Origin of the sequence: Azospirillum himalayense (genome assembly GCF_042657465.1) — a bacterium.
Classification (GTDB): Bacteria; Pseudomonadota; Alphaproteobacteria; order Azospirillales; family Azospirillaceae; genus Azospirillum; species Azospirillum himalayense.
In genome coordinates this window covers 13,683-37,103 of record NZ_JBHSLC010000004.1, presented here as the reverse complement: position 1 = coordinate 37,103, position 23,421 = coordinate 13,683, and the positions used below count along the sequence as shown (strand labels likewise).

At 65.8% G+C, this 23,421-nt stretch carries 24 protein-coding genes, 1 tRNA gene and 1 pseudogene; 21 read left to right on the top strand and 5 right to left on the bottom strand.

Features of this window, described 5'->3' with window-relative positions; genetic code table 11:
- Positions 1-280 precede the first annotated feature (280 nt).
- The 12 genes and pseudogenes from urtA (ACFPMG_RS02170) to ACFPMG_RS35345 all read left to right on the top strand — a co-directional run.
- A complete protein-coding gene (gene urtA, locus ACFPMG_RS02170) occupies positions 281-1,555 on the top strand; it encodes an urea ABC transporter substrate-binding protein (RefSeq protein WP_376993600.1) in 1,275 nt (424 codons plus the stop codon).
- A 154-nt stretch (positions 1,556-1,709) separates the two neighbouring features.
- Positions 1,710-2,636 carry an urea ABC transporter permease subunit UrtB gene (gene urtB / locus ACFPMG_RS02165; protein WP_376993599.1) on the top strand — a complete coding sequence of 309 codons (927 nt, stop codon included), beginning with the start codon at positions 1,710-1,712 and terminating at the stop codon, positions 2,634-2,636.
- A gap of 13 nt (positions 2,637-2,649) precedes the next feature.
- Positions 2,650-3,816, top strand: coding sequence for an urea ABC transporter permease subunit UrtC (gene urtC, locus ACFPMG_RS02160; RefSeq protein ID WP_376993598.1), 1,167 nt, complete (start codon positions 2,650-2,652; stop codon positions 3,814-3,816).
- Between the two features lie 13 nt (positions 3,817-3,829).
- A complete protein-coding gene (urtD, locus tag ACFPMG_RS02155; RefSeq protein ID WP_183178438.1) occupies positions 3,830-4,576 on the top strand; it encodes an urea ABC transporter ATP-binding protein UrtD in 747 nt (248 codons plus the stop codon).
- Between the two features lie 33 nt (positions 4,577-4,609).
- Positions 4,610-5,299, top strand: a complete 690-nt coding sequence (urtE, locus tag ACFPMG_RS02150) for an urea ABC transporter ATP-binding subunit UrtE (RefSeq protein ID WP_109070143.1) — start codon at positions 4,610-4,612, stop codon at positions 5,297-5,299.
- 169 nt (positions 5,300-5,468) lie between these two features.
- Entirely contained in the window at positions 5,469-7,889 is a 2,421-nt protein-coding gene (gene urtA / locus ACFPMG_RS35360; protein ID WP_417281694.1) for an urea ABC transporter substrate-binding protein, read from the top strand.
- Positions 7,890-7,943: 54 nt separating this feature from the next.
- Positions 7,944-9,176 (top strand): formamidase, encoded by a 1,233-nt coding sequence (fmdA, locus tag ACFPMG_RS02135; RefSeq protein WP_094302374.1) that lies wholly within the window; start codon positions 7,944-7,946, stop codon positions 9,174-9,176.
- 23 nt (positions 9,177-9,199) lie between these two features.
- Positions 9,200-9,544, top strand: a complete 345-nt coding sequence (locus tag ACFPMG_RS02130; RefSeq protein WP_376993597.1) for an FmdB family zinc ribbon protein — start codon at positions 9,200-9,202, stop codon at positions 9,542-9,544.
- A 208-nt stretch (positions 9,545-9,752) separates the two neighbouring features.
- Positions 9,753-10,607, top strand: coding sequence for a GntR family transcriptional regulator (locus ACFPMG_RS02125; protein ID WP_376993596.1), 855 nt, complete (start codon positions 9,753-9,755; stop codon positions 10,605-10,607).
- A 142-nt stretch (positions 10,608-10,749) separates the two neighbouring features.
- Positions 10,750-11,271, top strand: coding sequence for an ABC transporter substrate-binding protein (locus ACFPMG_RS35355; RefSeq protein ID WP_417281693.1), 522 nt, complete (start codon positions 10,750-10,752; stop codon positions 11,269-11,271).
- Positions 11,199-11,759, top strand: a complete 561-nt coding sequence (locus tag ACFPMG_RS35350; protein WP_417281695.1) for a hydantoinase/oxoprolinase family protein — start codon at positions 11,199-11,201, stop codon at positions 11,757-11,759. Before ACFPMG_RS35355 ends, ACFPMG_RS35350 begins: the two co-directional genes overlap by 73 nt.
- A 60-nt stretch (positions 11,760-11,819) precedes the next feature.
- A pseudogene (locus ACFPMG_RS35345) lies at positions 11,820-12,383 on the top strand (hydantoinase/oxoprolinase family protein); the annotation flags it as partial.
- A gap of 227 nt (positions 12,384-12,610) precedes the next feature.
- On the opposite strand, the gene ACFPMG_RS02110 reads toward ACFPMG_RS35345, so the two are convergent.
- Together ACFPMG_RS02110 and ACFPMG_RS02105 are read right to left on the bottom strand one after the other, a co-directional pair.
- Positions 12,611-13,477, bottom strand: coding sequence for a GGDEF domain-containing response regulator (locus ACFPMG_RS02110; protein ID WP_376993823.1), 867 nt, complete (start codon positions 13,475-13,477; stop codon positions 12,611-12,613).
- Between the two features lie 348 nt (positions 13,478-13,825).
- The gene (locus ACFPMG_RS02105) at positions 13,826-14,278 is read right to left on the bottom strand and encodes a winged helix-turn-helix transcriptional regulator (protein ID WP_376993595.1); all 453 of its coding nucleotides are present in this window, start codon (positions 14,276-14,278) and stop codon (positions 13,826-13,828) included.
- A gap of 108 nt (positions 14,279-14,386) precedes the next feature.
- Here ACFPMG_RS02105 and ACFPMG_RS02100 point away from each other — a divergent pair, with 108 nt between their 5' ends.
- Positions 14,387-15,673, top strand: a complete 1,287-nt coding sequence (locus tag ACFPMG_RS02100; RefSeq protein ID WP_376993594.1) for an MFS transporter — start codon at positions 14,387-14,389, stop codon at positions 15,671-15,673.
- Positions 15,674-15,704: 31 nt separating this feature from the next.
- Here the strand turns inward: ACFPMG_RS02100 and ACFPMG_RS02095 are convergent.
- Positions 15,705-15,778: transfer RNA gene (locus ACFPMG_RS02095), tRNA-Gln, on the bottom strand.
- 535 nt (positions 15,779-16,313) lie between these two features.
- Here ACFPMG_RS02095 and ACFPMG_RS02090 point away from each other — a divergent pair.
- Positions 16,314-16,859, top strand: a complete 546-nt coding sequence (locus tag ACFPMG_RS02090) for a hypothetical protein (protein WP_376993593.1) — start codon at positions 16,314-16,316, stop codon at positions 16,857-16,859.
- 32 nt (positions 16,860-16,891) lie between these two features.
- Positions 16,892-17,101, top strand: a complete 210-nt coding sequence (locus tag ACFPMG_RS02085; protein WP_376993592.1) for a hypothetical protein — start codon at positions 16,892-16,894, stop codon at positions 17,099-17,101.
- 71 nt (positions 17,102-17,172) lie between these two features.
- Here the strand turns inward: ACFPMG_RS02085 and ACFPMG_RS02080 are convergent, their stop codons facing one another.
- Together ACFPMG_RS02080 and ACFPMG_RS02075 are read right to left on the bottom strand one after the other, a co-directional pair.
- Positions 17,173-17,715 (bottom strand): ribbon-helix-helix domain-containing protein, encoded by a 543-nt coding sequence (locus ACFPMG_RS02080; protein ID WP_376993591.1) that lies wholly within the window; start codon positions 17,713-17,715, stop codon positions 17,173-17,175.
- A 69-nt stretch (positions 17,716-17,784) separates the two neighbouring features.
- Entirely contained in the window at positions 17,785-18,687 is a 903-nt protein-coding gene (locus ACFPMG_RS02075; RefSeq protein WP_376993590.1) for a hypothetical protein, read from the bottom strand.
- Positions 18,688-19,298: 611 nt separating this feature from the next.
- Here ACFPMG_RS02075 and ACFPMG_RS02070 point away from each other — a divergent pair.
- The 6 genes from ACFPMG_RS02070 to ACFPMG_RS02045 all read left to right on the top strand — a co-directional run bounded on the left by ACFPMG_RS02070 (position 19,299) and on the right by ACFPMG_RS02045 (position 23,247).
- Positions 19,299-19,625: a hypothetical protein gene (locus tag ACFPMG_RS02070; protein ID WP_376993589.1), complete on the top strand. Its 327-nt coding sequence runs from the start codon at positions 19,299-19,301 to the stop codon at positions 19,623-19,625.
- Positions 19,625-19,957 carry a hypothetical protein gene (locus tag ACFPMG_RS02065; protein WP_376993588.1) on the top strand — a complete coding sequence of 111 codons (333 nt, stop codon included), beginning with the start codon at positions 19,625-19,627 and terminating at the stop codon, positions 19,955-19,957. The genes ACFPMG_RS02070 and ACFPMG_RS02065 overlap by 1 nt, the downstream gene beginning before the upstream one ends.
- Before the next feature lie 242 nt (positions 19,958-20,199).
- Positions 20,200-20,718 (top strand): hypothetical protein, encoded by a 519-nt coding sequence (locus ACFPMG_RS02060; RefSeq protein WP_376993587.1) that lies wholly within the window; start codon positions 20,200-20,202, stop codon positions 20,716-20,718.
- A complete protein-coding gene (locus tag ACFPMG_RS02055) occupies positions 20,715-20,945 on the top strand; it encodes a hypothetical protein (protein ID WP_376993586.1) in 231 nt (76 codons plus the stop codon). The genes ACFPMG_RS02060 and ACFPMG_RS02055 overlap by 4 nt, the downstream gene beginning before the upstream one ends.
- A 75-nt stretch (positions 20,946-21,020) precedes the next feature.
- Positions 21,021-22,754, top strand: a complete 1,734-nt coding sequence (locus ACFPMG_RS02050; protein ID WP_376993585.1) for a DEAD/DEAH box helicase — start codon at positions 21,021-21,023, stop codon at positions 22,752-22,754.
- 139 nt (positions 22,755-22,893) lie between these two features.
- The gene (locus tag ACFPMG_RS02045) at positions 22,894-23,247 is read left to right on the top strand and encodes a hypothetical protein (RefSeq protein WP_376993584.1); all 354 of its coding nucleotides are present in this window, start codon (positions 22,894-22,896) and stop codon (positions 23,245-23,247) included.
- The last annotated feature ends 174 nt before the right edge of the window (positions 23,248-23,421 follow it).

The following is a 23,421-nucleotide window of genomic DNA, read 5'->3' as shown; positions in this document are numbered from 1 at the left end:
TCGCGTCGTTTCTTGCGGGTGGAGGCAACTGTTCCACTCGCTTCCGGGTGGTTGCGGGTGTTCGGGCGGTTCCAGTCTCCCGTGATTTTATAACGATTTGCCGACCGGCGCCCCTATACGCAAATCCACGTATTGCTGCGATGCACTGTTCGGCCAAACATCGGGCTGTCCTAACGCGGAACGTTCCGCCCACCCCCCAAAAAAACACCGCCTGTCCGACGGCCGCGCCCGGTTGCACGCCGTCGTTGCAAGGCGACAACGGCGAACAGCAGGAGGTTTCATGTCCTCGGATAAGATCGATGCGGGCAAGCCCGTTGGCGGGCTGCCGTCGCCGCTCCGCCGCAAGCTCCTCCTCGGCATGGCGGTGCTGCCGGCCGTCGGGTTGCTGCCGCGCGGCGCGCTGGCCCAGGCGCTGCCGACCGACGCCGTCAACACGACGAAGCTGGCGGTCACCGACAGCACGGTGAAGGTCGGCATCCTGCATTCCACCACCGGCACCATGGCGATCTCGGAGACCGGCTCGGTGCAGGCCGAGAAGCTGGCCATCGCCCAGATCAACGAGATGGGCGGCGTGCTCGGCCGCAAGATCGAGGTGATCCAGGAGGACGGCGCCAGCGACTGGCCGACCTTTGCCGAGAAGGCGCGCAAGCTGCTGGTCGAGGACAAGGTGGCGGCGGTGTTCGGCTGCTGGACCTCGGCCTCGCGCAAGGCGGTGCTGCCCGTGTTCGAGCAGTACAACGGCATGCTCTACTACCCGACCTTCTACGAAGGGCTGGAGCAGTCGAAGAACGTCATCTACACCGGGCAGGAGGCGACGCAGCAGATCCTCGCCGGGCTGGACTGGGTGACCAAGGAGAAGGGCGCCAAGAGCTTCTTCCTGATCGGTTCCGACTACATCTGGCCGCGCACCTCCAACAAGATCGCCCGCAAGCACATCGAGATGAAGGGCCAGAAGGTGGTGGGCGAGGAGTATTTCCCGCTCGGCCACACCCAGTTCAACTCGGTCATCAACAAGATCAAGCTGACCAAGCCGGACGTCATCTATGCCTCGGTGGTCGGCGGCTCAAACGTCGCCTTCTACAAGCAGATGAAGGCGGCGGGCATCGACCTGAACAAGCAGGTGCTGATGACCATCTCGGTCACCGAGGACGAGATGCTCGGCATCGGCGGCGAGAACATCGCCGGCGCCTACGCCTGCATGAAGTACTTCCAGTCGCTGCAGAATCCCAACAACGAGAAGTTCGTCGCCGCCTTCAAGGCGATGTGGGGCGCCAACAGCGTCATCGGCGACGTGACCCAGGCCGGCTATCTCGGCCCCTGGCTGTGGAAGCTGACGGTGGAGAAGGCCAAGAGCTTCGACATCGACAAGATTGCCGTCGCGTCGGAAGGCATCGAGTTCAACGGCGCGCCGGAAGGTTATGTCCGCGTCCACGGGAACCATCACCTGTGGAGCAAGACCCGCGTTGGCCGCGCCCGTCCGGACGGCCAGTTCGACGTCGTCTACGAGACGGCGGACCTCATCGAGCCGAACCCGTTCCCGAAGGGCTACCAGTAAGGGGCGGGGCGTCGTTGGACGTGCCCCCTCCCTAACCCTCCCCCGCTGCGCAGGGGAGGGGATTCAGCCAGAGCGGCGACGATGCTCCCGCCGCCCTCCCCTGCAAGAGCGGGGGAGGGCCGGGGTGGGGGCAAGTGTGACGGGAGTTCCCATCATGTTCGAGGGCTACAGCCTGGCCGAGCTCGGGTCGATCTTTGCCATGCAGGGATTCGCGGGGCTCATTCTCTTTTCCGTTTTCGTGCTGATGGCGCTGGGCCTCGCCATCATCTTCGGGCAGATGGGCGTCATCAACATGGCGCACGGGGAGTTCATGATCCTCGGCGCCTATGTGACCTATCTCTGCTCGAATTTCATCTCCACCACCGTGCCGGCGCTGTTTCCGGCCTATTTCTTCATTGCGATGATCCTGGCCTTCTTCGCCAGCGGGGCGCTGGGGATGCTGGTGGAATGGGGGATGATCCGCTTCCTCTACCGCCGCCCGCTCGACACGCTGCTGGCGACCTGGGGGCTGAGCCTGATCCTTCAGCAGGTCTTCCGCTCGGTCTTCGGCGCGCGCGAGGTCGGCGTGGTCCTGCCGGACTGGCTGATGGGCTCGGTCGCCGTCACCGATACCATCGAGGTGCCGATCAACGGCCTGTTCGTCATGGCACTGACCATGGCCATCACCGTCGTCATCTACGCCGTGATGTTCCGCTCGCGCTGGGGCCAGGGCGTGCGGGCGGTGATGCAGAACCGCACGATGGCCGGCGCCGTCGGCATCAACACCGAGAAGGTCGACCGCTACACCTTCGGGCTCGGCTGCGGCATCGCCGGGGTGGCGGGAAGCGCCTTTACCATGGTTGGCTCGACCGGCCCGACCTCGGGCCAGCTCTACATCGTCGACACCTTCCTGGTGGTGGTGTTCGGCGGTGCCCAGAGCCTGATCGGCACCATCGCGTCGGCCTTCACCATCAGCCAGGCCCAGTCGACGATGGAGTTCTTCCTCAGCGGCTCGACCGCCAAGGTGCTGACGCTGCTGACCGTCGTCGTGATCCTGATGCTGCGCCCGCAGGGCCTGTTCGTCCTCAAAGTCCGCCGCTGAGGAGTCCATCACCATGACGCGCAACCCTCAAAACGGCCTTCTCGGGCGCAGTCCCTGGCGCATCGACGGTGACGTCGCCGGCATCCTGCTGCTGGCCGCCCTCCTGGTGATCGTCCTGCCGCTGGGGCTCGACATCTTCCGGCTGAACATGGTCGGCAAGTACCTGACCTACGCCTTCGTGGCGCTCGGCCTCGTGCTGTGCTGGGGCAGCGCCGGCATCCTGTCGCTGGGGCAGGGCATCTTCTTCGGCATCGGCGGCTACTGCATGGCGATGTTCCTGAAGCTGGAGGCCTCCAGCCCCGAGGCGACCAAGATCCAGTCCACCCCCGGCATCCCCGACTTCATGGACTGGAACCAGCTGACGGCGCTGCCCTGGTTCTGGGAGCCGTTCCACAGCCTGACCTTCTCCATCGTCGCGGTGGTGGCGGTCCCGGCGCTGCTCGCCTTCATCGTCGGTCTGGCGATGTTCAAGCGGCGGGTCGGCGGCGTCTACTTCGCCATCATCACCCAGGCCTTCGCCGCCATCCTGACCATCCTGATCGTCGGGCAGCAGGGCTACACCGGCGGCATCAACGGCATCACCGACCTGCGCACGCTGAAGGGGTGGGACATCCGCACCGACGAGGCGAAGCTGGTGCTCTACTTCGTCAACGCCGCCCTGCTGATCGGCTGCATCCTGCTCTGCCTCTACGTCCGCCGCTCCAAGCTCGGGCGCATCCTGGTGGCGCTGCGCGACAAGGAGGACCGGGTCCGCTTCTCCGGCTACGACGTCGCCAACTTCAAGATCTTCGTCTTCTGCTTCGCCGCGGCGCTGTCGGCGGTGGGTGGGGCGATGTTCACGCTGCAGGTCGGCTTCATGTCGCCGTCCTTCGTCGGCATCGTGCCGTCGATCGAGATGGTCATCTACTGCGCGGTCGGCGGCCGGCTGTCGCTGCTCGGCGCGGTGTACGGCACGCTGCTGGTCAACTGGGCCAAGACGATGCTGTCGGAGAGCTTCCCGGAGCTGTGGCTGTTCGCCATGGGCGCCCTGTTCATCGGCGTGGTGATGGTGTTCCCGAACGGGCTGGCCGGGCTCTACCAGCAATACATCGCCCCGCGGCTGCGCCGCCCGTTCGTCGGCCGCGCCAAGATGCCGGCCGCCGCGGCGCCGATCATCCCGCCCCACACCGCCGCCGACTGAGGAGGGACGGAGCATGGCCAACAACACCGATTATCTGCTGGCGGTCGAAGGGCTGACCGTGTCCTTCGACGGGTTCAAGGCGGTCAACGACCTGTCCTTCTACGTCGACAGCAACGAGATCCACGTCATCATCGGCCCCAACGGCGCCGGCAAGACCACGGTGCTCGACCTCATCTGCGGGCGGACCAAGGCGTCCGGCGGCTCCATCAAGTTCCGCAACAGGGAACTGACCGCGATGAAGGAGCACCAGATCGTCACGGCCGGCGTCGGGCGCAAGTTCCAGAACCCGTCGATCTACGACGACCTGACGGTGTTCGAAAATCTGGAAATCTCCTACCCCCGCGGGCGCAGCGTGTTCGGCGCGCTCGCCTTCAAGCGCGACGCCGCGGTGCGCGAGCGGGTGGCCGAGATCGCCGAGATGATCTTCCTCTCCGACCATCTCGACCAGCGCGCCGAGTATCTCAGCCACGGGCAGAAGCAGTGGCTGGAGATCGGCATGCTGCTGATCCAGGACCCCGAACTGCTGATGCTCGACGAGCCGGTCGCCGGCATGAGCGTGAACGAGCGCAAGAAGACCGCCGAGCTGCTGAACCGCATCATCCAGAACCGCTCGGTGCTGGTGATCGAGCACGACATGAAGTTCGTCGAGGACATCGCCCACCGCGTCACCGTCCTGCACCAGGGCAGGATCCTGTCGGAAGGCAGCATGGAGCGGGTGAAGAACGATCCCAAGGTCGTCGAAGTCTATCTGGGCCACTGAGTCTATCCAGGCCATTCAGCGGGGGATCAAGAGATGCTGTCCGTCAATCAACTCCGCGTGTCCTACGGCGAGAGCGAGGTCCTGCACGGTCTGGACTTCACCGTGGCGCCCAACGAGATCGTCGCCATCATGGGCCGCAACGGCATGGGCAAGACGACGCTGATGAAGTCGCTGATGGGGATCGTGCCGGCGCGCTCCGGCGCCATCCGCATCGGCGGCGACGAGATCACCGGGCTGAAGAGCTATGAGCGGGTGGCGAAGGGCGTCGCCTATGTCCCGCAGGGCCGCATGATCTTCCCGACCATGACGGTTCAGGAGAACATCGAGACGGGCCTCAGCGTCCATGGCGGGCGCAGCGTGCCGGGCGACCTCTACGAGCTGTTCCCGGTGCTGCTGGAGATGAAGGGCCGGCGCGGCGGCAACCTGTCGGGCGGGCAGCAGCAGCAGCTCGCCATCGCCCGCGCGCTTGCCACCAAGCCGAAGGTGCTGCTGCTGGACGAGCCGACGGAGGGCATCCAGCCCTCGATCATCCGCGAGATGGCCCGCACCCTGCGCCGCATCCGCGACGAGAAGGGCCTCAGCATCATCGTGTCGGAGCAGGTGCTGAGCTTCGCGCTCGACATCGCCGACCGCGTGCTGGTGATCGAGAACGGCGAGATCGTCCATGAGGACAGCCGCGACCAGGTCGACGAGGCGAAGGTGGCGCGGCTGCTGTCGGTTTAGGGCGCGGCCAAGGATTGGCCCCCTCCCTAAGCGGGGATTGCCCCCTCCCTAACCCTCCCCCGCTTCGCAAGGGAGAGGACTTGGTTCTCCCTCCCCTGCGAAGCGGGGGAGGGCCGGGGTGGGGGCACGCGCTCCCCGCACCCCACCTCCCTCCACAGAAGGATGCGCCATGACGTCCGCCAAGTCCGCGTCCACCGCCTGCGCCGTGGTCGCCCTGCTGACCGCCGTGGCAACGCCGCTGACCGGGTCGCCCGCGGTGCCGACCGCCGGCCTCGTGCTCTCGGCGGCGCTGGCCGCTGCCGCCGCCGCGCTGGCCTACCGCCAGGGCGCCGGGCTGCGGCGGCTCGGCGAGCGGGCCGCCGCGCTGGCCGGTGATGCGGTGGGCGCGGGAAACGATCCGCAACGCGACCTCGCCGCCGCCCTCGACCGCATCGCCGCCGCCGCCGAGGCCCGCGCCGCCCATGAGGCGCAGCGCGAGGCCGAGCGCAAGGCGACGGAGGAGCGCGCCGCCCGGCTGGAGGCGCTGACCCGCGACTTCGAAGGCAAGGTCGGCCGGCTGGTGCAGACCGTCTCCTCGGCCGCCGGCGAGATGACGGACACCGCCACCGCGATGAGCGGCACCGCCGAGCGCAGCAACCGGCTGTCGGCGGCGATGTCGGAGTCCTCGGCCCAGGCGTCGATGAACGTCCAGACCGTGGCGACGGCGACCGAGGAGCTGTCGGCCTCGATCCAGGAAATCGGCCGGCAGGTCGCCTCGTCGGCGGCCATCGCTGGGAAGGCGGTCGCCGACACCCGCCGCACCGACGCGGTGGTGCAGAGCCTCGCCGACAGCGCCGCGCGGATCGGGCAGGTGATCGGGCTGATCCAGGGCATTGCCGGGCAGACCAACCTGCTGGCACTGAACGCGACCATCGAGGCGGCGCGAGCGGGGGAGGCCGGCAAGGGCTTCGCCGTCGTCGCCAGCGAGGTCAAGACCTTGGCCAACCAGACCGCCAAGGCGACCGAGGACATCGCCACCCAGGTCGGCGCCATCCAGTCGGCGACGGGCGAAGCGGTGGAGGCCATCCGCGCCATCGCCGGCACCATTGCCGAGATCAACGAGATCGCCTCGGCCATCGCCGCCGCCGTCGAGCAGCAGGGAGCGGCCACCCGCGAGATCGCCCGCAACGTGCAGGAGGCGGCCCGCGGCACCGAGAGCGTGGCCTCCAACATCGTCGGCGTGTCGGACGCCGCGTCCGACACCGGCATGGCGGCCGGGCAGGTGCTCGGCGTTGCCTCCCAGGTCGCCGGCCACGCCGACGAGCTGAGCCGCGAGGTCAACAACTTCCTGGCGGAGGTCAGCCTGCAATCGGCGTTGCGCCGCCGCGCGTCCGTGGCCGGGCGCATGATGACGGCGGGCACGGCGCGGCGCGTCCAGGGCCTGGCGCCGGGCGCGCCGGCGACCGCGGCGGTGAACAGGAGCGGCATCGCCGTCACCGACGAGGCGGTGAAGGTCGGCATCCTCCATTCCGCCACCGGCACCATGGCCCTGAGCGAGGGCGGGTCGATCCAGGCGGAGATGCTGGCGATCCAGCAGATCAACGAGGCCGGCGGCGTTCTGGGCCGCCGCATCGAGATCGCGCAGGAGGACGGCGCCAGCGATTGGCCGACCTTCGCCGCCCGCGCCGACAAGCTGCTGGCGCAGGACAAGGTGGCGGCGATCTTCGGCTGCTGGACCTCGGCCTCGCGCAAGGAGGTGCTGCCGGTGCTGGAGAGGCGCGACGGCCTGCTCTACTACCCGACCTTCTACGAGGGGCTGGAGCAGTCCCGCCACGTCATCTACACCGGGCAGGAGGCGACCCAGCAGATCCTCGCCGGGCTGGACTGGGTGATGCGCGAGAAGGGGGCGAAGAGTTTCTTCCTCGTCGGGTCGGACTACATCTGGCCGCGTGCGTCGAACGCCATCGCGCGTCGCCATATCGAGGCCAAGGGCTGCCGCGTCGTCGGCGAGGACTACGCCGAACTCGGCGACACCCGCTTCGAGAGCATCGTCGCGCGGATCAAGGCGGCCAAGCCCGACGTGATCTACGCCATCGTCGTCGGCGGCTCGAACGTCGCCTTCTACAAGCAGCTCAAGGCCGCCGGGATCGAGCTGGACCGCCAGATCCTGATGACCAACAGCGTCACCGAGGACGAGATGATGGGCATCGGCGGCGACTACATCGCCGGGGCCTTCACCTGCGCCAAGTATTTCCAGAGCCTGGAGCTGCCGGCCAACCGCGCCTTCGTCGCCGCCTTCAAGGCGATGTGGGGGGCGGACAGCGTCATCGGCGACGTCACACACAACGCCTATCTCGGCCCCTGGCTGTGGAAGCTGGCGGTCGAGAAGGCCGGCAGCTTCGACGTGGCGCGGGTCATCGCCGCCTCGCCCGGCATCGAGTTCGCCGGGGCGCCGGCCGGGCCGCTGCGCATCCACGAGAACCATCACCTGTGGACCCGGACCCGCATCGGCCGCGCCCGGCGCGACGGCCAGTTCGACGTGGTCTTCGAGACCCGGGACCTGATCGAGCCCAACCCCTTCCCGGACGGCTTCCGGGAACTGGCGGCCTGAGGCCCCACCACTCCATCGTCACCCAATCAGTCCACCAATAAGGAAGAGCAAACCATGGCTGACACCCTGATCAAGGCCGACCTGTCGCAGTCTCCCTACGAGAACGACATGATCCACAACCGCTGGCATCCGGACATCCCGATGGCGGTGACGGTGAAGCCGGGCGACGACTTCATCCTGGAATGCTACGACTGGACCGGCGGCCAGATCAAAAACGACGACGATGCCGCCGACGTGCGCGACGTCGACCTCAGCCAAGTGCATTTCCTGTCCGGCCCGGTCGGGGTCGAGGGGGCGGAGCCGGGCGACCTGCTGGTCGTCGACCTGCTGGACATCGGCGCTTTCCCGCAGCAGCAATGGGGCTTCAACGGCTTCTTCTCCAAGCAGAACGGCGGCGGCTTCCTGACCGAGCATTTCCCGCTGGCCCAGAAGTCGATCTGGGACTTCGAGGGCATGTTCACCAAGTCGCGCCACATCCCCGGCGTGCGCTTCGCCGGGCTGATCCATCCCGGCCTGATCGGCTGCCTGCCGTCGCACGACCTGCTGGCCAAGTGGAACAAGCGCGAGCAGGCGCTGATCGACACCAACCCGACCCGCGTCCCCGGCCTCGCCAACCCGCCCTACGCGCCGACCGCGCACATGGGCCGGCTGAAGGGCGAGGCCCGCGACAAGGCGGCGGCGGAGGGCGCGCGCACCGTGCCGCCGCGCGAGCATGGCGGCAATTGCGACATCAAGGACCTGTCGCGCGGCTCGCGCATCTACTTCCCGGTCTATGTGAAGGGCGCCGGCCTGTCGATGGGCGACCTGCATTTCAGCCAGGGCGACGGCGAGATCACCTTCTGCGGCGCCATCGAGATGGCCGGCTGGGCGCATCTCAAGGTCAACCTGATCAAGGACGGCATGGCGAAGTACGGCATCAAGAACCCGATCTTCAAGCCGAGCCCGATCGTCCCGACCTACAATGACTACCTGATCTTCGAGGGCATCTCGGTCGACGAGGCTGGCGAACAGCATTACCTGGACGTCCATGTCGCCTACCGGCAGGCCTGCCTGAACGCCATCGAGTATCTGAAGAAGTTCGGCTACTCCGGCGCCCAGGCCTACTCGATCCTCGGCACGGCACCGGTGCAGGGCCACATCAGCGGCGTGGTCGATGTGCCGAACGCCTGCGCCACCCTGTTCCTGCCGACACAGATCTTCGACTTCGACATCACCCCGAACGCCGACGGCCCGACGAAGTTCATCAAGGGCGACGTCGACATGCCGATCGCTCAGGACCGCGTGTAAAGAGAGAGAGGGGAGGCCGCGCCATGCCTATGTACGATTACGAGTGCCCGAGCTGCGGTGATTTCACGGGAATGCGGCCGATGGCGGAGAGCGGCCTGCCGCAGCCGTGCCCCGATTGCGGAACGCCGTCGCCGCGGGTGATCCGCATGGCGCCGGCCTTCTCCGCGCTGTCGGCCGCCACCCGGACGGCGCACGCTACCAACGAGCGCAGCGCCGACCGGCCCAAGCTGCTGTCGGAGGTCGGGTCGAAGCACAAGCACGGGCCGGGCTGCGGCTGCGGTAGCGGCAAGAAGGGACGCTCGGTGCTCCGCACACCCGACGGGGCGAAGGGCTTCCCGACGGCAAGGCCGTGGATGATCAGCCACTGACGCGTTGAAAACGACCATTACCGAACGGCCCGCCTCCCCCCGAGGCGGGCCGTTTTCTTTTCCCGTCCCCGCGAAATCCGACAAGGGTCCCAGCGCCAATCGTCCGCTTCCCCAACATCGCTGTTGGCCAAATCTGTATTATTTAAAAAACAGGTTCCTGTCTTATCCAGAGACAGACGCCGGTTTCCAGCGAGAGGGAGGGGGCACAGTGAAGTCGTCGGTCGAACCGCTGAAGGCGCGCAGGATCTATCTGCTGCTGCGCGACCGCATCGTCGCCGGCGACCTGCCGCCGGGCGGGCGCCTGCCGGGCGAACCGGCGCTGGCCGCCGAGCACGCGGTGTCGCGGGTGACCGTGCGCCGGGCGCTCGACCTGCTGGAGAAGGAAGGGCTGGTGCAGCGCAAGCCCGGCTCCGGAACCTTCGTCCATGACAGCCGCGCGGTCCGCCCCATCGTCGCCGACCTGCCCAACGTGCTGTCGCACCTGATCGACATGGGGCGCAGCACTGACGTGAAGCTGCTCTCCTTCAGCTACGTCGCGCCGCCGGAGGCCATCGCCGAAAGCCTGGGCCTGAAGCCGGGCGAGCGGGTCCAGCGGTCGGTGCGCGTCCGCCTGATCGACGGGGAGCCCTTCTCCTACCTGACCACCCATGTGCCGGAGTGGCTCGGCCTGACCTATTCGGAGGCGGAGCTGGCGGCGCGCCCGCTGCTGGAGCTGATCGAACGGTCGGGTGTGAAGACCGAACGGGCGACCCAGGCGATCAACGCCACGCTCGCCGGGCCTGAGCCGGCGGCGGCGCTCGATCTGGAGATCGGCTCGCCGCTGCTGACGCTGACCCGCATCGTGCACGACCCGTCCGGCCGCGGGGTGGAGCATCTGCACGCGCTGTACCGGCCCGACCGCTACGCCTTCCACATGGATCTCGTGCGCATCGGCGACGACGGGGAGCGGCGCTGGAGCCCGGCCCTGGGCCGGCCGCGCGCATCCGACACCGCCAAGACCGACAAGAACAAAGCGGGCGAAAAGCCCACCCGTGGCTCGCGGGCCATCAAGCAGAGGAGTTGAGCGTTATGGGACGTTCGGTTCAGGACTCCGCACTTTCCGGCGTTTCCCGCCGCACCGTGCTCAAGGCGGGCGCCGCGGCGACCGCCTTCGCGACGGTGCCGGTGGCCGCGCCCCGTCGATTATGCGGGCGCAGAGCCCGGCCGTGAAGATCGGCATCCTCCAGCCGGTGACCGGTGCGCTCGCCCATGACGGTGACCTCGGCCGGCTCGGCGCCGAGATGGCGATCAACGAGATCAACGCCGCGGGCGGCATCAAGGGGTTGGGCGGGGCCAAGATTGAAATGGTGTTCGGCGACGCCCGCTCCACGCCGGAGGCCGGGACCCAGGAGGTCGAGCGCATGCAGGCCGAGGGCGTGTGCGCCATCGTCGGCGGCTTCGCCAGCCCGATCTGCCTCGCCGCCTCGCAGGCGGCGGCGCGCAACGATCTGCCTTATCTCGTCGACGTCGGCGTGTCGGACCAGATCATGGCGCGCGGCCTGACCAACCCGGAGAGCGATGGGCTGAACCATGCCAACAACCCGATCTCCACCGCCACCATCCCGCCGGTGGAAATCCTGGAGGCAGCCTATCCGGTGATGTTCACCCATGGGCGCTGCGCCCGGATTCCGCCGGGGCCGGCCTGCACCGCGGCGGGCTGGGCGCGGTCTACGAGATCGAGGCGCTGACCGCCGCCGACGTCTTCCTGCTGGGCGAACGCGGCGTCTTCGCCCCCTTCGGGGTGGCCGGCGGCACGCCCGCCGCGCTGAACCGCTTCGTCTGGCAGAGCGACGAGGGCGAAAAGTCGCCGCCGCTCGCCTCTAAGGTCACCGACGTGAGGATCCGCGACGGCCAGGGCAACGCCCGCCCGACGCTGACCGACGCCAACGTGCTGCTCGGCCGCATCAACGCGGAGCGTCCGATCGGCGGCAAGCTCGCCCGGCTGGGCGTCGACGCCGCCCGCACCGCCATTGCCACCCATGTCGCCGAACCGCTGGGCCTCGACGTCATGGCGGCGGCGGAGGCGGTGGTGTGCATCGCCAACAGCAAGATGGCCGGCGCCATCCGCCTCGTCTCCATCGAGCGCGGCCACGACCCGGCCAAGTTCGCCGCGGTGCCCTTCGGCGGCGGCGGGGCGCTGCATGTCGGCGCGCTGATCAAGGAGGTCGGGCTGTAGGCGGCGCTGGTGCCGCGCTTCCCAGGCGTGACCTCGGCGCTCGGCTGCGTCATCGCCGACATGCGCCACGATCAGGTGCAGACGGTGAACCTGCCGCTGGCCGGCATCGACGCCGCGTCGCTCGACCGCCGCATGGTGGAGGAGGCCGCGGCCGCCCGCGCCGTGGTGGAGTCTGCCGGCCTCAGCGTCGAGCGCACCGACCTCGTCTTCGAACTCGACATGCACTACATCGGCCAGATCCACACGGTCGCCGTGCCGCTGCCGGTGTCGGTGGCGAACGGCACCACCGGTGTCGACGAGGCGACCATCCGCGCCGCCTTCGAGCGCGCCTATCAGGCGTCCTTCAGCCGGCTTCTGCCGGGGGTGGGCGCCAAGATCGTCAACCCGCGCACCGCCGCCATCGGCCGCCGCCCGCATTTCGACCTCGCGGCGCTGGCCCCGGCGGCCGGAACGACGGTGGAGGGCGCCTACGCCGGCGCTCGGCCTGTCTGGTTCGACGGGGCGTGGCACGAGACGGCGGTCTACAACCGACTCGACCTGCCGGCCGGCGCCCACATCCAGGGTCCGGCGATCCTGGAGCAGCCGGACGCCACCACCGTCATCGATCCCGACCTCAGCGCCCGCGTCGACGGGTACGGCAACGTCATCGTGGAATGGAGCGCCGCCGTCATTCCGATCGAGCGCACCGCGCTGCTGGTCTGCGACCTGCAGAACGATTTCCTCCACCCGGAGGGGGCCTATGGCCGCGCCGGCCAGACGGCGCCGGAAAGCCTGATCTTGCCGGAGCGGGTGAAGCCGTTGGCCGACCCGGCCCTGGCTGGTGCCGGGAGCCTGACGGCTTTTGCGCCGGATCATGGCGCGGCGTCGCACACCACCCGGTTGCGGCCGCCATTCTTCGCGCAGTACAGCGCTTCGTCCGCCCGTGCCAGCGCCGCGGCGACGCTGCTTTCGCCCGGCCGCAGCGCGCTGACCCCGATGCTGACGGTGAAGGAGAGGACGGACCCGGCGCCGTTGGCGATCCGCACGTCGGTTTCCGCCAGCGCGCGGCGCAGCCGCTCCGCCAGCAGCGCCGCTCCCTGCGGTGGTGTCTCGGGCAGCAGGATGGCGAATTCCTCGCCGCCCAGCCGGCCCAGGACGTCGGCGCCGCGCACCATGGAACGGCAGACGCGGACCACCGTGCGGATGGCCTCGTCGCCGGTGGCGTGGCCGTAGGTGTCGTTGACCTTCTTGAAGTGGTCGATGTCCAGCATGATCGCCGACAGCGGCTGGGCGTTCCGTTGCGCCCGCGCCACCTCGTCGGCGGCGCGCGCCATGAAGCGGCCGCGATTGAGCGCTCCGGTCAGGGAATCGGTGGTGGCGAGCCGCTCCAACTGGCGCTGCATGTCGACCACGCGGGAGGCGGCGAGCAGCCTGGCGCGCAACCATGTCAGATCCAACGGCTTGCGGAGGAACTCGTCGGCCCCGTTCTCCACGACCTCGAAGAACTGGTTCGTGATGCTGCCGGGGATCATCAGCATCAGGTAGAGGTGCCGCTCCCGCTGCGCCGCGCGCAGGTGCCAGCACACCTCAACCCCTTCCGTCTCGCCGACACGGAAGTCGACGAGCGCTATGTCGATGGGCTCGTCGCGGCAGCGGGCCAAGGCCGCTTGGCCGCTTTCGGCAAAGGCCGTCTGATGGCCGAAGCCTTCAAGCTGCTGGCACAGCACCGTGCGCGCCATGCGCGAATCGTCCACCACCAAAATCCGCATGCGGCCTCCACGACCATTGCCCCAGAGAAGCACAAAGCCTTGAAGGAAACATTACAACCGTATGGATTTCCGAATGAACCCGCATCAACGGTCGGCGTGGCCCTGTTCGGCCGAAAATAGCGTCAATGCAATCGGCGTGCGTAGAGATTTTGGTGTTTTCAGCGATAAGGCGGCGTCATCGTTGGCTTCACAGAGCAAAGGACGGTTGGTTGGCATAGCCCGCAACGCCCGTAAAACGCAAAGGGCGCAAGGGGGCTGGAGGCCGAAAAGACAGAGGTTCGTGCCCGAATATAATGAGTTTCCGGTGTTATCGTTGGATCAGCCATTGCCGGATTTCTGCACCCGCGTATCGCTCCATCCGAGGGGCCGCCCGTTCTCCGCGTGCAATTCCAGCCGCGCGACCGGCGCGCCGGTTTCGGTGTCGACCAGCGAGGATCGTGCTTCGCCAGGGCGATAGAGATGGTCTTCACCCCATTGGCGCAGTGCGACGATGACGAGGAAAAGGCCACGCCCTTTCTCGGTCAGGACATATTCACGATAGGCGGTGCCATCGGAGGCCGGTGCGGTTTCCAAAATGCCGCGCTGTGTCAGGTCGCGCAGCCGCGTTGCCAGCATGCCCTTGGCGATGCCGAGGCTGGTCTGAAACTCGTTGAACCGCCGCACCCCGTCGAAGGCGTCACGGATGATGAGCAACGACCACCAGTCGCCAATGACATCAAGCGAGCGTGCGACCGGGCAACCAGCATCCCAAAGGCTGACCCGCTTAACCATGACCAGGAACCTCCAGAGCCATATTCTGGTCCTAAAATAGAACTTGATTTCCGGCGGCGCAAGTGGTCTCAAAATAGTACCAGTTTGGGCTTTGAAAGCGGAACGACCATGCAGAACGAAAGCAACTCGCAGCACCGGGCGGATGGTGGATTATCCAAGGTCACCACGCTGATCTTCGCCGCCGCCGCCGGTCTCAGCGTCGCCAACGTCTATTTCGCCCAGCCTCTGCTCGGCTCGATGGCGCGGGACTTCGGAATTCCACCCGCCGCAATCGGTCTCGTGGTGACACTGACGCAGCTTGGCTATGGGCTGGGCCTGATCTTCATTGTCCCACTCGGGGATCTCGTCGACCGTCGCCACCTTGTCGTCGGCCAGGGCGTCTTGTCGGTTGTCGCGCTGGCGGTTGTTGCCATGGCAAGAACGGAGGCGATCCTGTTTGCCGGCATGGCGGCGGTTGGACTGCTCGCAGTGGTCGTTCAGGTGTTGGTGTCCTTCGCGGCGACGCTCGCGACGCCCACTGAGCGCGGCAAGGCCGTCGGCATGGTCACGAGCGGCGTTGTGATCGGCATACTCGCCGCGCGCTTCGTTTCTGGGGTGCTCGCCGATCTCGGAGATTGGCGCTTGGTCTATCTGACATCGGCGGCTCTCACGCTGACGATGGTCAGTCTGCTATGGCGGGTTCTGCCGCGCAACGTGCCGCCGGACAGCACAGACAGCTACACCGCGACGCTGCGTTCGATCCCCGTCCTGTTCCTGACCGACCGTGTCCTGCTGGTTCGCGGCATCCTCGCCCTGCTGATCTTCGCAGCGTTCAGCGCGTTCTGGACCGCGCTGGTGCTGCCGCTCAGCACCGGACCCTTCGGCTTTTCCCATACCCAAATCGGCCTGTTCGGACTGGTCGGCATGGCGGGTGCGGTCGCGGCGGCCGGTGCCGGCCGACTTGCGGACCGTGGTCTCGGTCAATGGACCACAGGCGTCTCACTCGCACTGTTGCTGGCGTCATGGGGGCTGATCGCGTTGTTGCCGTGGTCCATTCCCGCGCTTCTCGTTGGCGTCGTGTTGCTCGATCTCGCGGTGCAGGCGGTCCACGTCAGCAACCAGAGCATCATCTTCGACCGACATCCACAGGCGCGCAGCCGCCTCGTTGGCGGCTACATGGCGTTCTACTCCCTCGGCAGCGCCATTGGCGCCATCGGCGCAACGATGGCCTATGCCCATGCCGGCTGGGCCGGAGTTTCGACATTGGGAACTGCGATCAGCGTGGCGGCATCGGTGACGTGGGCTTTCACACGCCATTGGCCAGTCAGCATAAAGCAGGCGGGCTGCGCGATGTGCGACGGCGTTGCGAGTCAGTTTCGCAAACACCCGGTGTCGCAGGGTGTGCGCGGCCCGTAAGAGCTTGAGAATTCTGATCGTTTGGAGAGGTTGGTTGGGGGACTAGGATTCGAACCTAGGCTGGCGGAGTCAGAGTCCGCTGTCCTACCGCTAGACGATCCCCCAGAGGCAGCCCTGATCCATCAATGGTTTCCCATTGACCGTAAACAGGACCGCAAACCTACTGAAACCGCCACCTTCGCTGGTGTGGGGCACGTTGTGACGTAGATCGGCAGCGGTCGTCAAGGCATGCTTTCCGCGACGATTCAGGGACCGTGGATTCAGAGAGCGGGCGCTTGGCTCGATGCAATGGCGCCGGACCAAGTGGTCTGCGCCCTGCTCATCAGGCGGATCGCTGGACGCGATGCTGTTCGCCGCCAGCGGACGATGCCGTGGCGCCGGTTCAGCCATTGGTGGGAAGCGTGTTGGATCAGCAGTGGTGGCGAACCGTGTCAGTCTGCTTCAGCGGCACGCGGGCTCCGGCTCGACGTGGACGCTCCTGTCGTCGCAGCACGAGCTGCGGAAGCGCAGGTCCTTGACTGTGGTCTTACCGCCCCAGGGCGCTGTTACGGCTAGCGCGACCGCAGAATAGAGCCACGACAACCCGACCGCGCTGCATGTACCTTAGGCTCGGCCGTGTCGATCGTCGGGAGGGTAGGCCATGCTCCGCTCGCTGCTCATCGTTTGTGCTCTTATCACCACCCTTTGGGTAACTGTTTCGGCTGCCGCCGGTGATGCCGTGTCAGGATGGCAGGGGACGCGGTGGGGAATGTCCGCGGATGATGTGCTCGGGGCGGTGCCGGGCTCGAAGCGGATGGTGAAGCCGGATAAGGACGGCTACGGCAACAGCCTTTTGCTGGTACTCGACAGCTACACGGTCGCCCAGCACGACTTTCTCATGAAGTTTTGGTTCGACAAAGGCGGTGGGTTGTACTCGCTCGGTATGCTCGATAAGTCGAGCGACGGCCGCGGCTGTCTGGAGGCCTACTACAATTTCACGGACATGCTGATGTCCCGGTACGGAGCGCCCGCGTCCTCGAAGGAGGAGCGGAACACCGTCTCTTCTTCGTTCTCTCGCCTCTGGGTGCTTGGTCCCACACGCATCGAGCTCACCTGCATGCTGCTGCCCGGCGCGAAGAAGGAGCTCAAAGGGCAATTCACGGTCACCTACTCGGGAATCGATACGGTGGAAGCCTCGAAGCTGTAGGCCGCACGGAGTTGAAACGAGTTCGTACATGGGTGCACGAAGGCAAGGGTGTCTTCTTCCGCCCGGTGGTGTCACCCGTCGACAAGTTGGCCTCAGCCAAGGAGAACAAGGACTGGGTAGAGGCACTGGCGGCGCTGAAGCGGACGCTGGATACCCTAGTGGATGATCTACCAATCTTTGACGTGATCGTAAACGGAGCCAGGGTCAAAGCCGAGAAGGCGGAAGCTGCTGTGGAGCGTTAGCTTTGGCCTACTTCAGTGCAGGCCTTTACAGCTTCGCGCCACCAACAACATTGAGTGGCGGGCCTGCCCAGTCAGTCAGAGGCCAGATCATCATGGTTGTCAGGCGCGGCCCAGTCGCTCACGTGCAGCCAGTCCAAGACGCGATCGAGTGTGCGCTCGCCGTCGGGCAAGGACCATAGGCGCTGAGCGACATCGACCATGGCCAGCAGTTCCACATCGGACAGGTCCGCGTATTCGGTCCAGGCCTGCTCGATCTGCTCGGGCTGTACCGACGCCTCGAGTTCATCGCGCAGCGTCGTTCGGACCGTACTGGGCGCCATATCGAACGTTAGGGCGAGCTCCGGGGTGTCATCGGCCTCCTCGTCCAGCATCCCTTGCAAGGCATAGATGGCGAACGACCAAGCGCGGCTCGACAGGTGCGGTGTCGCGCTCTCGATGATAGCCGAGTAGCGGCGCAGTAGGTCACGCAGCGCCTCCGAGCGGCCTTTCTGCCCACGGCTGCGCATGTCGATGATGGCCAGGTCGCGTTGCTCCAGGCGCACCCCCAGCTTGGCTTGGTCCTCCGCCAGCTTGCGAGGACGACCCATCTTCTTTTTCACCTGTTGCGCGGTCATCCGCTATTTATCCGGTATCCGTTCATCGCGGGTGCGCCAGCTGAGCACCATGTGCACCCTTCCACCCCCTTACTCGCTTTCGTTCTCCCAGTCCCGGTCGGCGATGACCCCCGCGATGGTGTCGCGCACGAACTCCTCCAACTCATCCTGGAGCTTGGCCGCGTCGTCCTGGAAGATCTCGCGGTCGCAAGACACCGAAACCTGGACCTCACCATCGTCGTCCTCGTCGGCCGTTCCGACCTGACAGCTGAAGATGTTCAGCCCCAGGCAGTTCTCGCCGTTCGACCAAGTGCCGATGGCCTTCTCGATCGCGTCTACGAAGGCTTCGATGTCTTCATCGTCACCAAGGCCAGCGTCGGTCCGGATGGCGGTAGGGGACAGGACGACCTCGGCTTCCAGATCGGCCTCCAGCCCGTCCTTACGCTTGGCCTCGTAGGATTCCGGGCCCTCGGCATCTGTGAAGACCGGAACGCGGGCAAGCTCCACGTTATAGCCCTCAGGGAAGATGCGGACGTAGAGCTCTGCGTCCTCCCAATCCATGGTGTCAAGGTCACCTCGGAAGGCGTCGTCACGCAGTTCCCCGGCCTCGGCTTCCAGGACACCGTCGATGCCATCGCTCAGGTCGACGGTGTTCCAATTCAGGTCCTCGGTTTTCCCGTCGTCGACCAGGACGTTGGTCGAAGCTCGGGTGTCGTACGTCTTGCCATCCTGGATGTAGGCGGCGACGGCGACCATAGCCTCGTCGAGCGTGTAGCCGTAGTCGTCGCCCCCGTAGTTGTCACCGAAGCGGTCGATGATGGCGAAGGTGTCCGCTTCGCACCCGTCGTACCCGGAGATGATGCCCGCAACGACGCCGTTTACCTTGACCCACACGAGGTTGTAGGACGGATCCGCCGCGGTCTCCGTGATGCCGCGCGCCACCAAGGCTGCCACGATCGCATCGGCCTGCGTCCCGCTCTCGACCATCTCCATGCCGCCCTCCTGGAATCACGCCATAGTGCCAAAATTTTGTCGGACAAAAGTCAAGTGCACAGTATATGGCCGGGATCAGCAATTGTGGAAATGATTCCGTTGGGCGGAAATCCTCTTCGTTCATGAATGATGCCCCGAAAAAATTTTGCGGGACAATCATAGAGCTAATACAATAACTTAATTTTTTGATGCGTTCTGTTTGTCAAGTGAAATGTAACGTTACAATTCGATCTGAGTTGCGCGGGTTGTGTTGAGCGGTTACATTTTTAATCGTTGCCGTTTCTGATGGCTTGGGAACGGGGCGGGCGGCCCCACCGTGAAGGCACCGGACATCAGCTCTGACAGATGCTCTCAAGGTGGGCAGCCATTCGGCAGGTTGCCGTACCTGCTGAGGAGCCGGGCACGACGGGCAAACGCTCGTTGCGGCCGTCGCACGCTGAAGGCGCGGATCGCCGCGCTCGCTGAGACCCCGGTGATGCGGGCTTGGCGGGAACAGTTAGGTAACCGTCAACCGCGTCGGTGATCTATTTAATCGAGGGCATTCAGGCATTACTCAAGTCCATGCGCGCCAAGGCACATAAACCATTCAGCTAAGTCGAGGAAATAAAGAGATGGAAAGCAGCTATTCGCTACGTACTTGGCGCGACAAATTTCGAGCTGACAGCTTGCCGACTTTGGATGCTTGCACGGCGGTCTACGCGGTGCTCTGGCACCTGGACGAATTCGAAGACGAAGACTGGCTTGTCGTAAAGCCGGACGGCGACGTCCTCACGGAGCTTAACTTCCCCTTCGAACACAAGGACGGGGAGGTCTACTGCTCGGCCGAGGATGTCGAGTGGATCTCGGAGGAGGAGCGTATCGCCATCACTGCCCAGATCGGGAACATCGCGCCGCCTCTGCCTTTGCATGTCGAGTTCCGGGAAGGGGAGGGTCTGTGATGGATACCCCGCTCGAAACCGCGATCACGGCTGCATATGCGGCCCTTGTAATCTTGGAGACGCTTCCCGCCCGCATGGATCCTCCTGGGCCGGACCCAATCTTGCTGGAAGCGCACAGAATCCTTGATGTTGCCGTCCGTGCACTCGATGCGGAAGACGTGGCTGACGGTACGCTGCTTCTGGCTGCCCGCGCCATCTTCCAGGCGATCGACGCCCTCCAACCGAGTGGGCAGCCCATGCCGGTCGGTAACGGTGCCAATGAACTTGCAGTGGCCCTGTTGCGCTCGCAGGCGAACAAGATTGTGGCCCTGTATGCGGGAGGTGCCGCATGAGCCGCCAAAATCCTCTTTGCCCCGCGTGCAGGCGAAACCGCCTAATCAGGCGATTCGCCAGTCGGGTGTATGGCCCTAACGTTGGCGGCACGGTCATTCGCCGTGAGGGGCGCTACCGTGGGCCGCTTAGCGGCTCCCATCGTGCCGTTACCCGCCTGCGCGGCGTACTAGACCGCGCCGCGCACACCTATGCGACGGACGTTGACCGTACTGCGACCACGATGAAGCCGAGGGGGTGACCCGTGAGCCATGTCATCAACGTCCCGGCCGATACCCTCATCGCAGGACTGCGCCAGCGCCGCGATGAGTTGGCCGAGCAGTTGGCTCGGCTGGAACGGACGCAGCAAACGGTCGCCCACGATCTGGATGCGCTTGAACAGGCAATGCAGGTCATCGGTGGGCAGCGTAGTCGCGCGGCGATGCCCGCTGTGGTGTCCCAGGCACTTCCGCCTTCTGCTTCGCCACCGGCTCGTGTCAGAGCTGTCGGCCGTCGCCGTGGCGACCTGCCTGCCGCCATCCGCCGTGTGCTCGCTGAGTACGCCTCCCTCGGCGCGCTGACCACGGCTGATGTCGTGGAGGCCGTACACGAACACATCCCGCCGACCGTGGCGAACAAGGACCGTATCGGGAACTGCCTCAATCAGCTGTCGCGGATCGGCATGGTCACGGGCAAGCCGAGCGGGGCGAACAGCCGCATGTACGAATGGAGCCTGACCGACAAGGGCCGCGCTGCTGTCCAATCCGAGGGAGGAGCCGAATGAACCGCCGCGAATTCCGGAACGCGGTTACCAACCGCCGCATCATCATCGAGACCGGAATTGTCATCGGTCGCACAGGGGCGCGTCTGGTCGCTGTCGAACTCGTAGAGGCTACGTACTGCTGGCTCTGGACCGTGCGCTCCCTGCCGGATGGCGCCGTGCTGCGCAACGGCTGTGCGGGGAGCGAGTCCACTGCGCGACGGGTCGCAACAGAGGGGGGCGTGCAATGAGCCCTCACGAGCATCTTTGCCATCCCGCCACAGGTCAGCCGCTTCCCCTCAACCCTTGCATCGCACGGTGACATCATGAACCTGAACTACAACGCGGGCACGGGCCGCTGGGAGTGCGAAACCGAGTTTTCCGAGCGCCACCTGCCGAAGAATGCAGGCTTCCGCTGGGCGCCCGCGCCCCTGAAGCACTGGTGGACGGCGGATCCGCTGATCGCGGTCAAGCTCGCGGACCATACTGACCCGAAGACGGCCACCGGACTGCGAGCGGCGGTCGCTGCTGCAACGGCTCTTCAGCAGGCTTCGGCGGCTGCGTCGCGGGCGACGGATGCCAACGTCGAGATCCCCGTTCCGGCCGGGCTGTCCTATCTGCCGTACCAGAAGGCTGGTATCGCCTACGCGATGGCGCGCAAGGACGTCCTGATCGCGGATGAGATGGGCTTGGGGAAGACGATCCAGGCCATCGGCATCATCAACACTAAGCTTGCCGCTCGTGACCGGGTGCGTGCGCTCGTTGTCGGTCCGAAGATCGCGCTGATCAACTGGCGCGGAGAACTCACCAAGTGGCTGATCAAGCCACTCCCCGTCGGCATCGCGACGACGAAGGTGTGGCCGGATACGGATGTCGTTGTCGTGAACTACGACATCCTGTCCAAGCTCGCTGGGCGGCTTCGTGCCGTAGAGTGGGATATTGTTATCTACGATGAGTCGCACGCGCTCAAGGACGAAAAAACGGCTCGGACCAAAGCCGCCTTGGGCGGCAAGGGGCAGTCGCCGATCCCGGCCAAGCGTCGGTTGTTCCTGACCGGCACGCCGATTTTGAATCGGCCCATCGAACTTTACCCGATGCTGCACGCGATGGGGCTACCGGAGGCGAGCAACTATTTCCGCTTCGCCAGCCGGTACTGCGATGGGCGCCGCACCAGGTTCGGGTTCGACGCCAGCGGTGCCAGCAATCTGAATGAATTGCAGGAGGTCTTGCGTCAGTCGGTGATGGTGCGCCGCCTCAAGGCCGACGTCCTGACCGATCTGCCGGAGAAGCGATTCTCCGTCGTCGAGCTTCCCTGCGACAGCCCGGCTCTCGGCAACGTCGTCGCCGCGGAGCGTGAGGCGCTCGAGCGCGCTGAGCAGGAGGAGACGCGCCTGCGCGCCGCTGTCACGCTGGCCAAGAAGGGCGGGAACGAGGCTGCGTACCGGGCGGCTGTGGCCAACCTGAAAGCCGGTCGCAGTGCGGCATTCACCGAGATGTCGCGCCTACGTCACGACACCGCCCTGGCGAAGGTGCCCCAGGTCGTCGAGCACGTCGCCGACGTCCTCGGTTCGGTGCCGGACGCGGTGCTGGTCTTCGCCCACCATGCCGACGTGATCGAGCGGATCGTGGCCGGTCTGCGCGAGGCGGGATACGAGCCCGCGGTGATCACCGGCGCTACTTCGGACGCCGAACGGCAGCGCGCCCAAGACGACATTCAGGGCGGCCGGAGGCGGGTCTTCGTTGGCAGCATGCGGGCCTGCGGCGTGGCGATCACGTTGACGGCGGCGTCGACGGTCATCTTCGGCGAGCAGGATTGGACTCCCGGCATCATGAAGCAGGCGGAGGACCGTGCACACCGCATCGGGCAGCGCAACGCCGTGCTCGTGCAGCACCTCGTCCTGGACGGCAGCTTCGACGCCACGATGACGAAGAAGGTCGCGATGAAGGGTGATGTCATCGACGCCGCCTTGGACGAGGTCACCGATGACGCGGACGACCCTTCCGTTTCAGGCGGCATGGATGTCGATCCGGAACGGATGTGCCCGTCGATCGCGGCGTAGCGCGTACCCCTTCGGTAGGCCAACCCAGGCCATCCTCAGCCCTTCTGGCTGGCCTGCCGAAGACCTTCATCAAGATTGCCGCCGGTTATTGTCGCGAACTCTCAGCCAATTCTTCACAACCAAGTGCAAGGGGCCGAATATGCGTCACTTTACTCAGGTCGCGGAGCCTGTCGGCGGCTTCTCGAGATCCCAACTGGAGACTATCGACATCGCTCATTTCCGGTCAGAGAGCGAGTTCAAGCGGCAGTTCGGACGTGACCCGGATCACGCCGATCCCTCTGATGTCGATGAATGCTGGCGTTTGTTCCTGGAAGAACTCGAAATCATGGCCTCCAGCTTCGAGTCTGTAGGTGACGAGTTGCGCGGTCAGACCAAGGAAACCGAGGCGCTGGTGGCGCACTACCGAGCCGCCTGGGAGAAGGCGCAGGTGGAGAGCGGTGTTGCCACCCCGGCCGAGGACAGTGGAGCTTCGGTAATGGGCCGTCGCTCCTGACACATCCCGACGCCAGCCGACATGGTGACCTCACCATGTCGGCGCACCGGCGTCCATTGGCTCGCTGGTGTCGGCGGGTGGTGAGGCGCCGACGTGTTGAAGTCATCGTGTCGTCGGATGTCGTTCCCAGCGGGCGACTGAGACCCTTGAGTTCGTTGGGAAGCCCTAAAAACG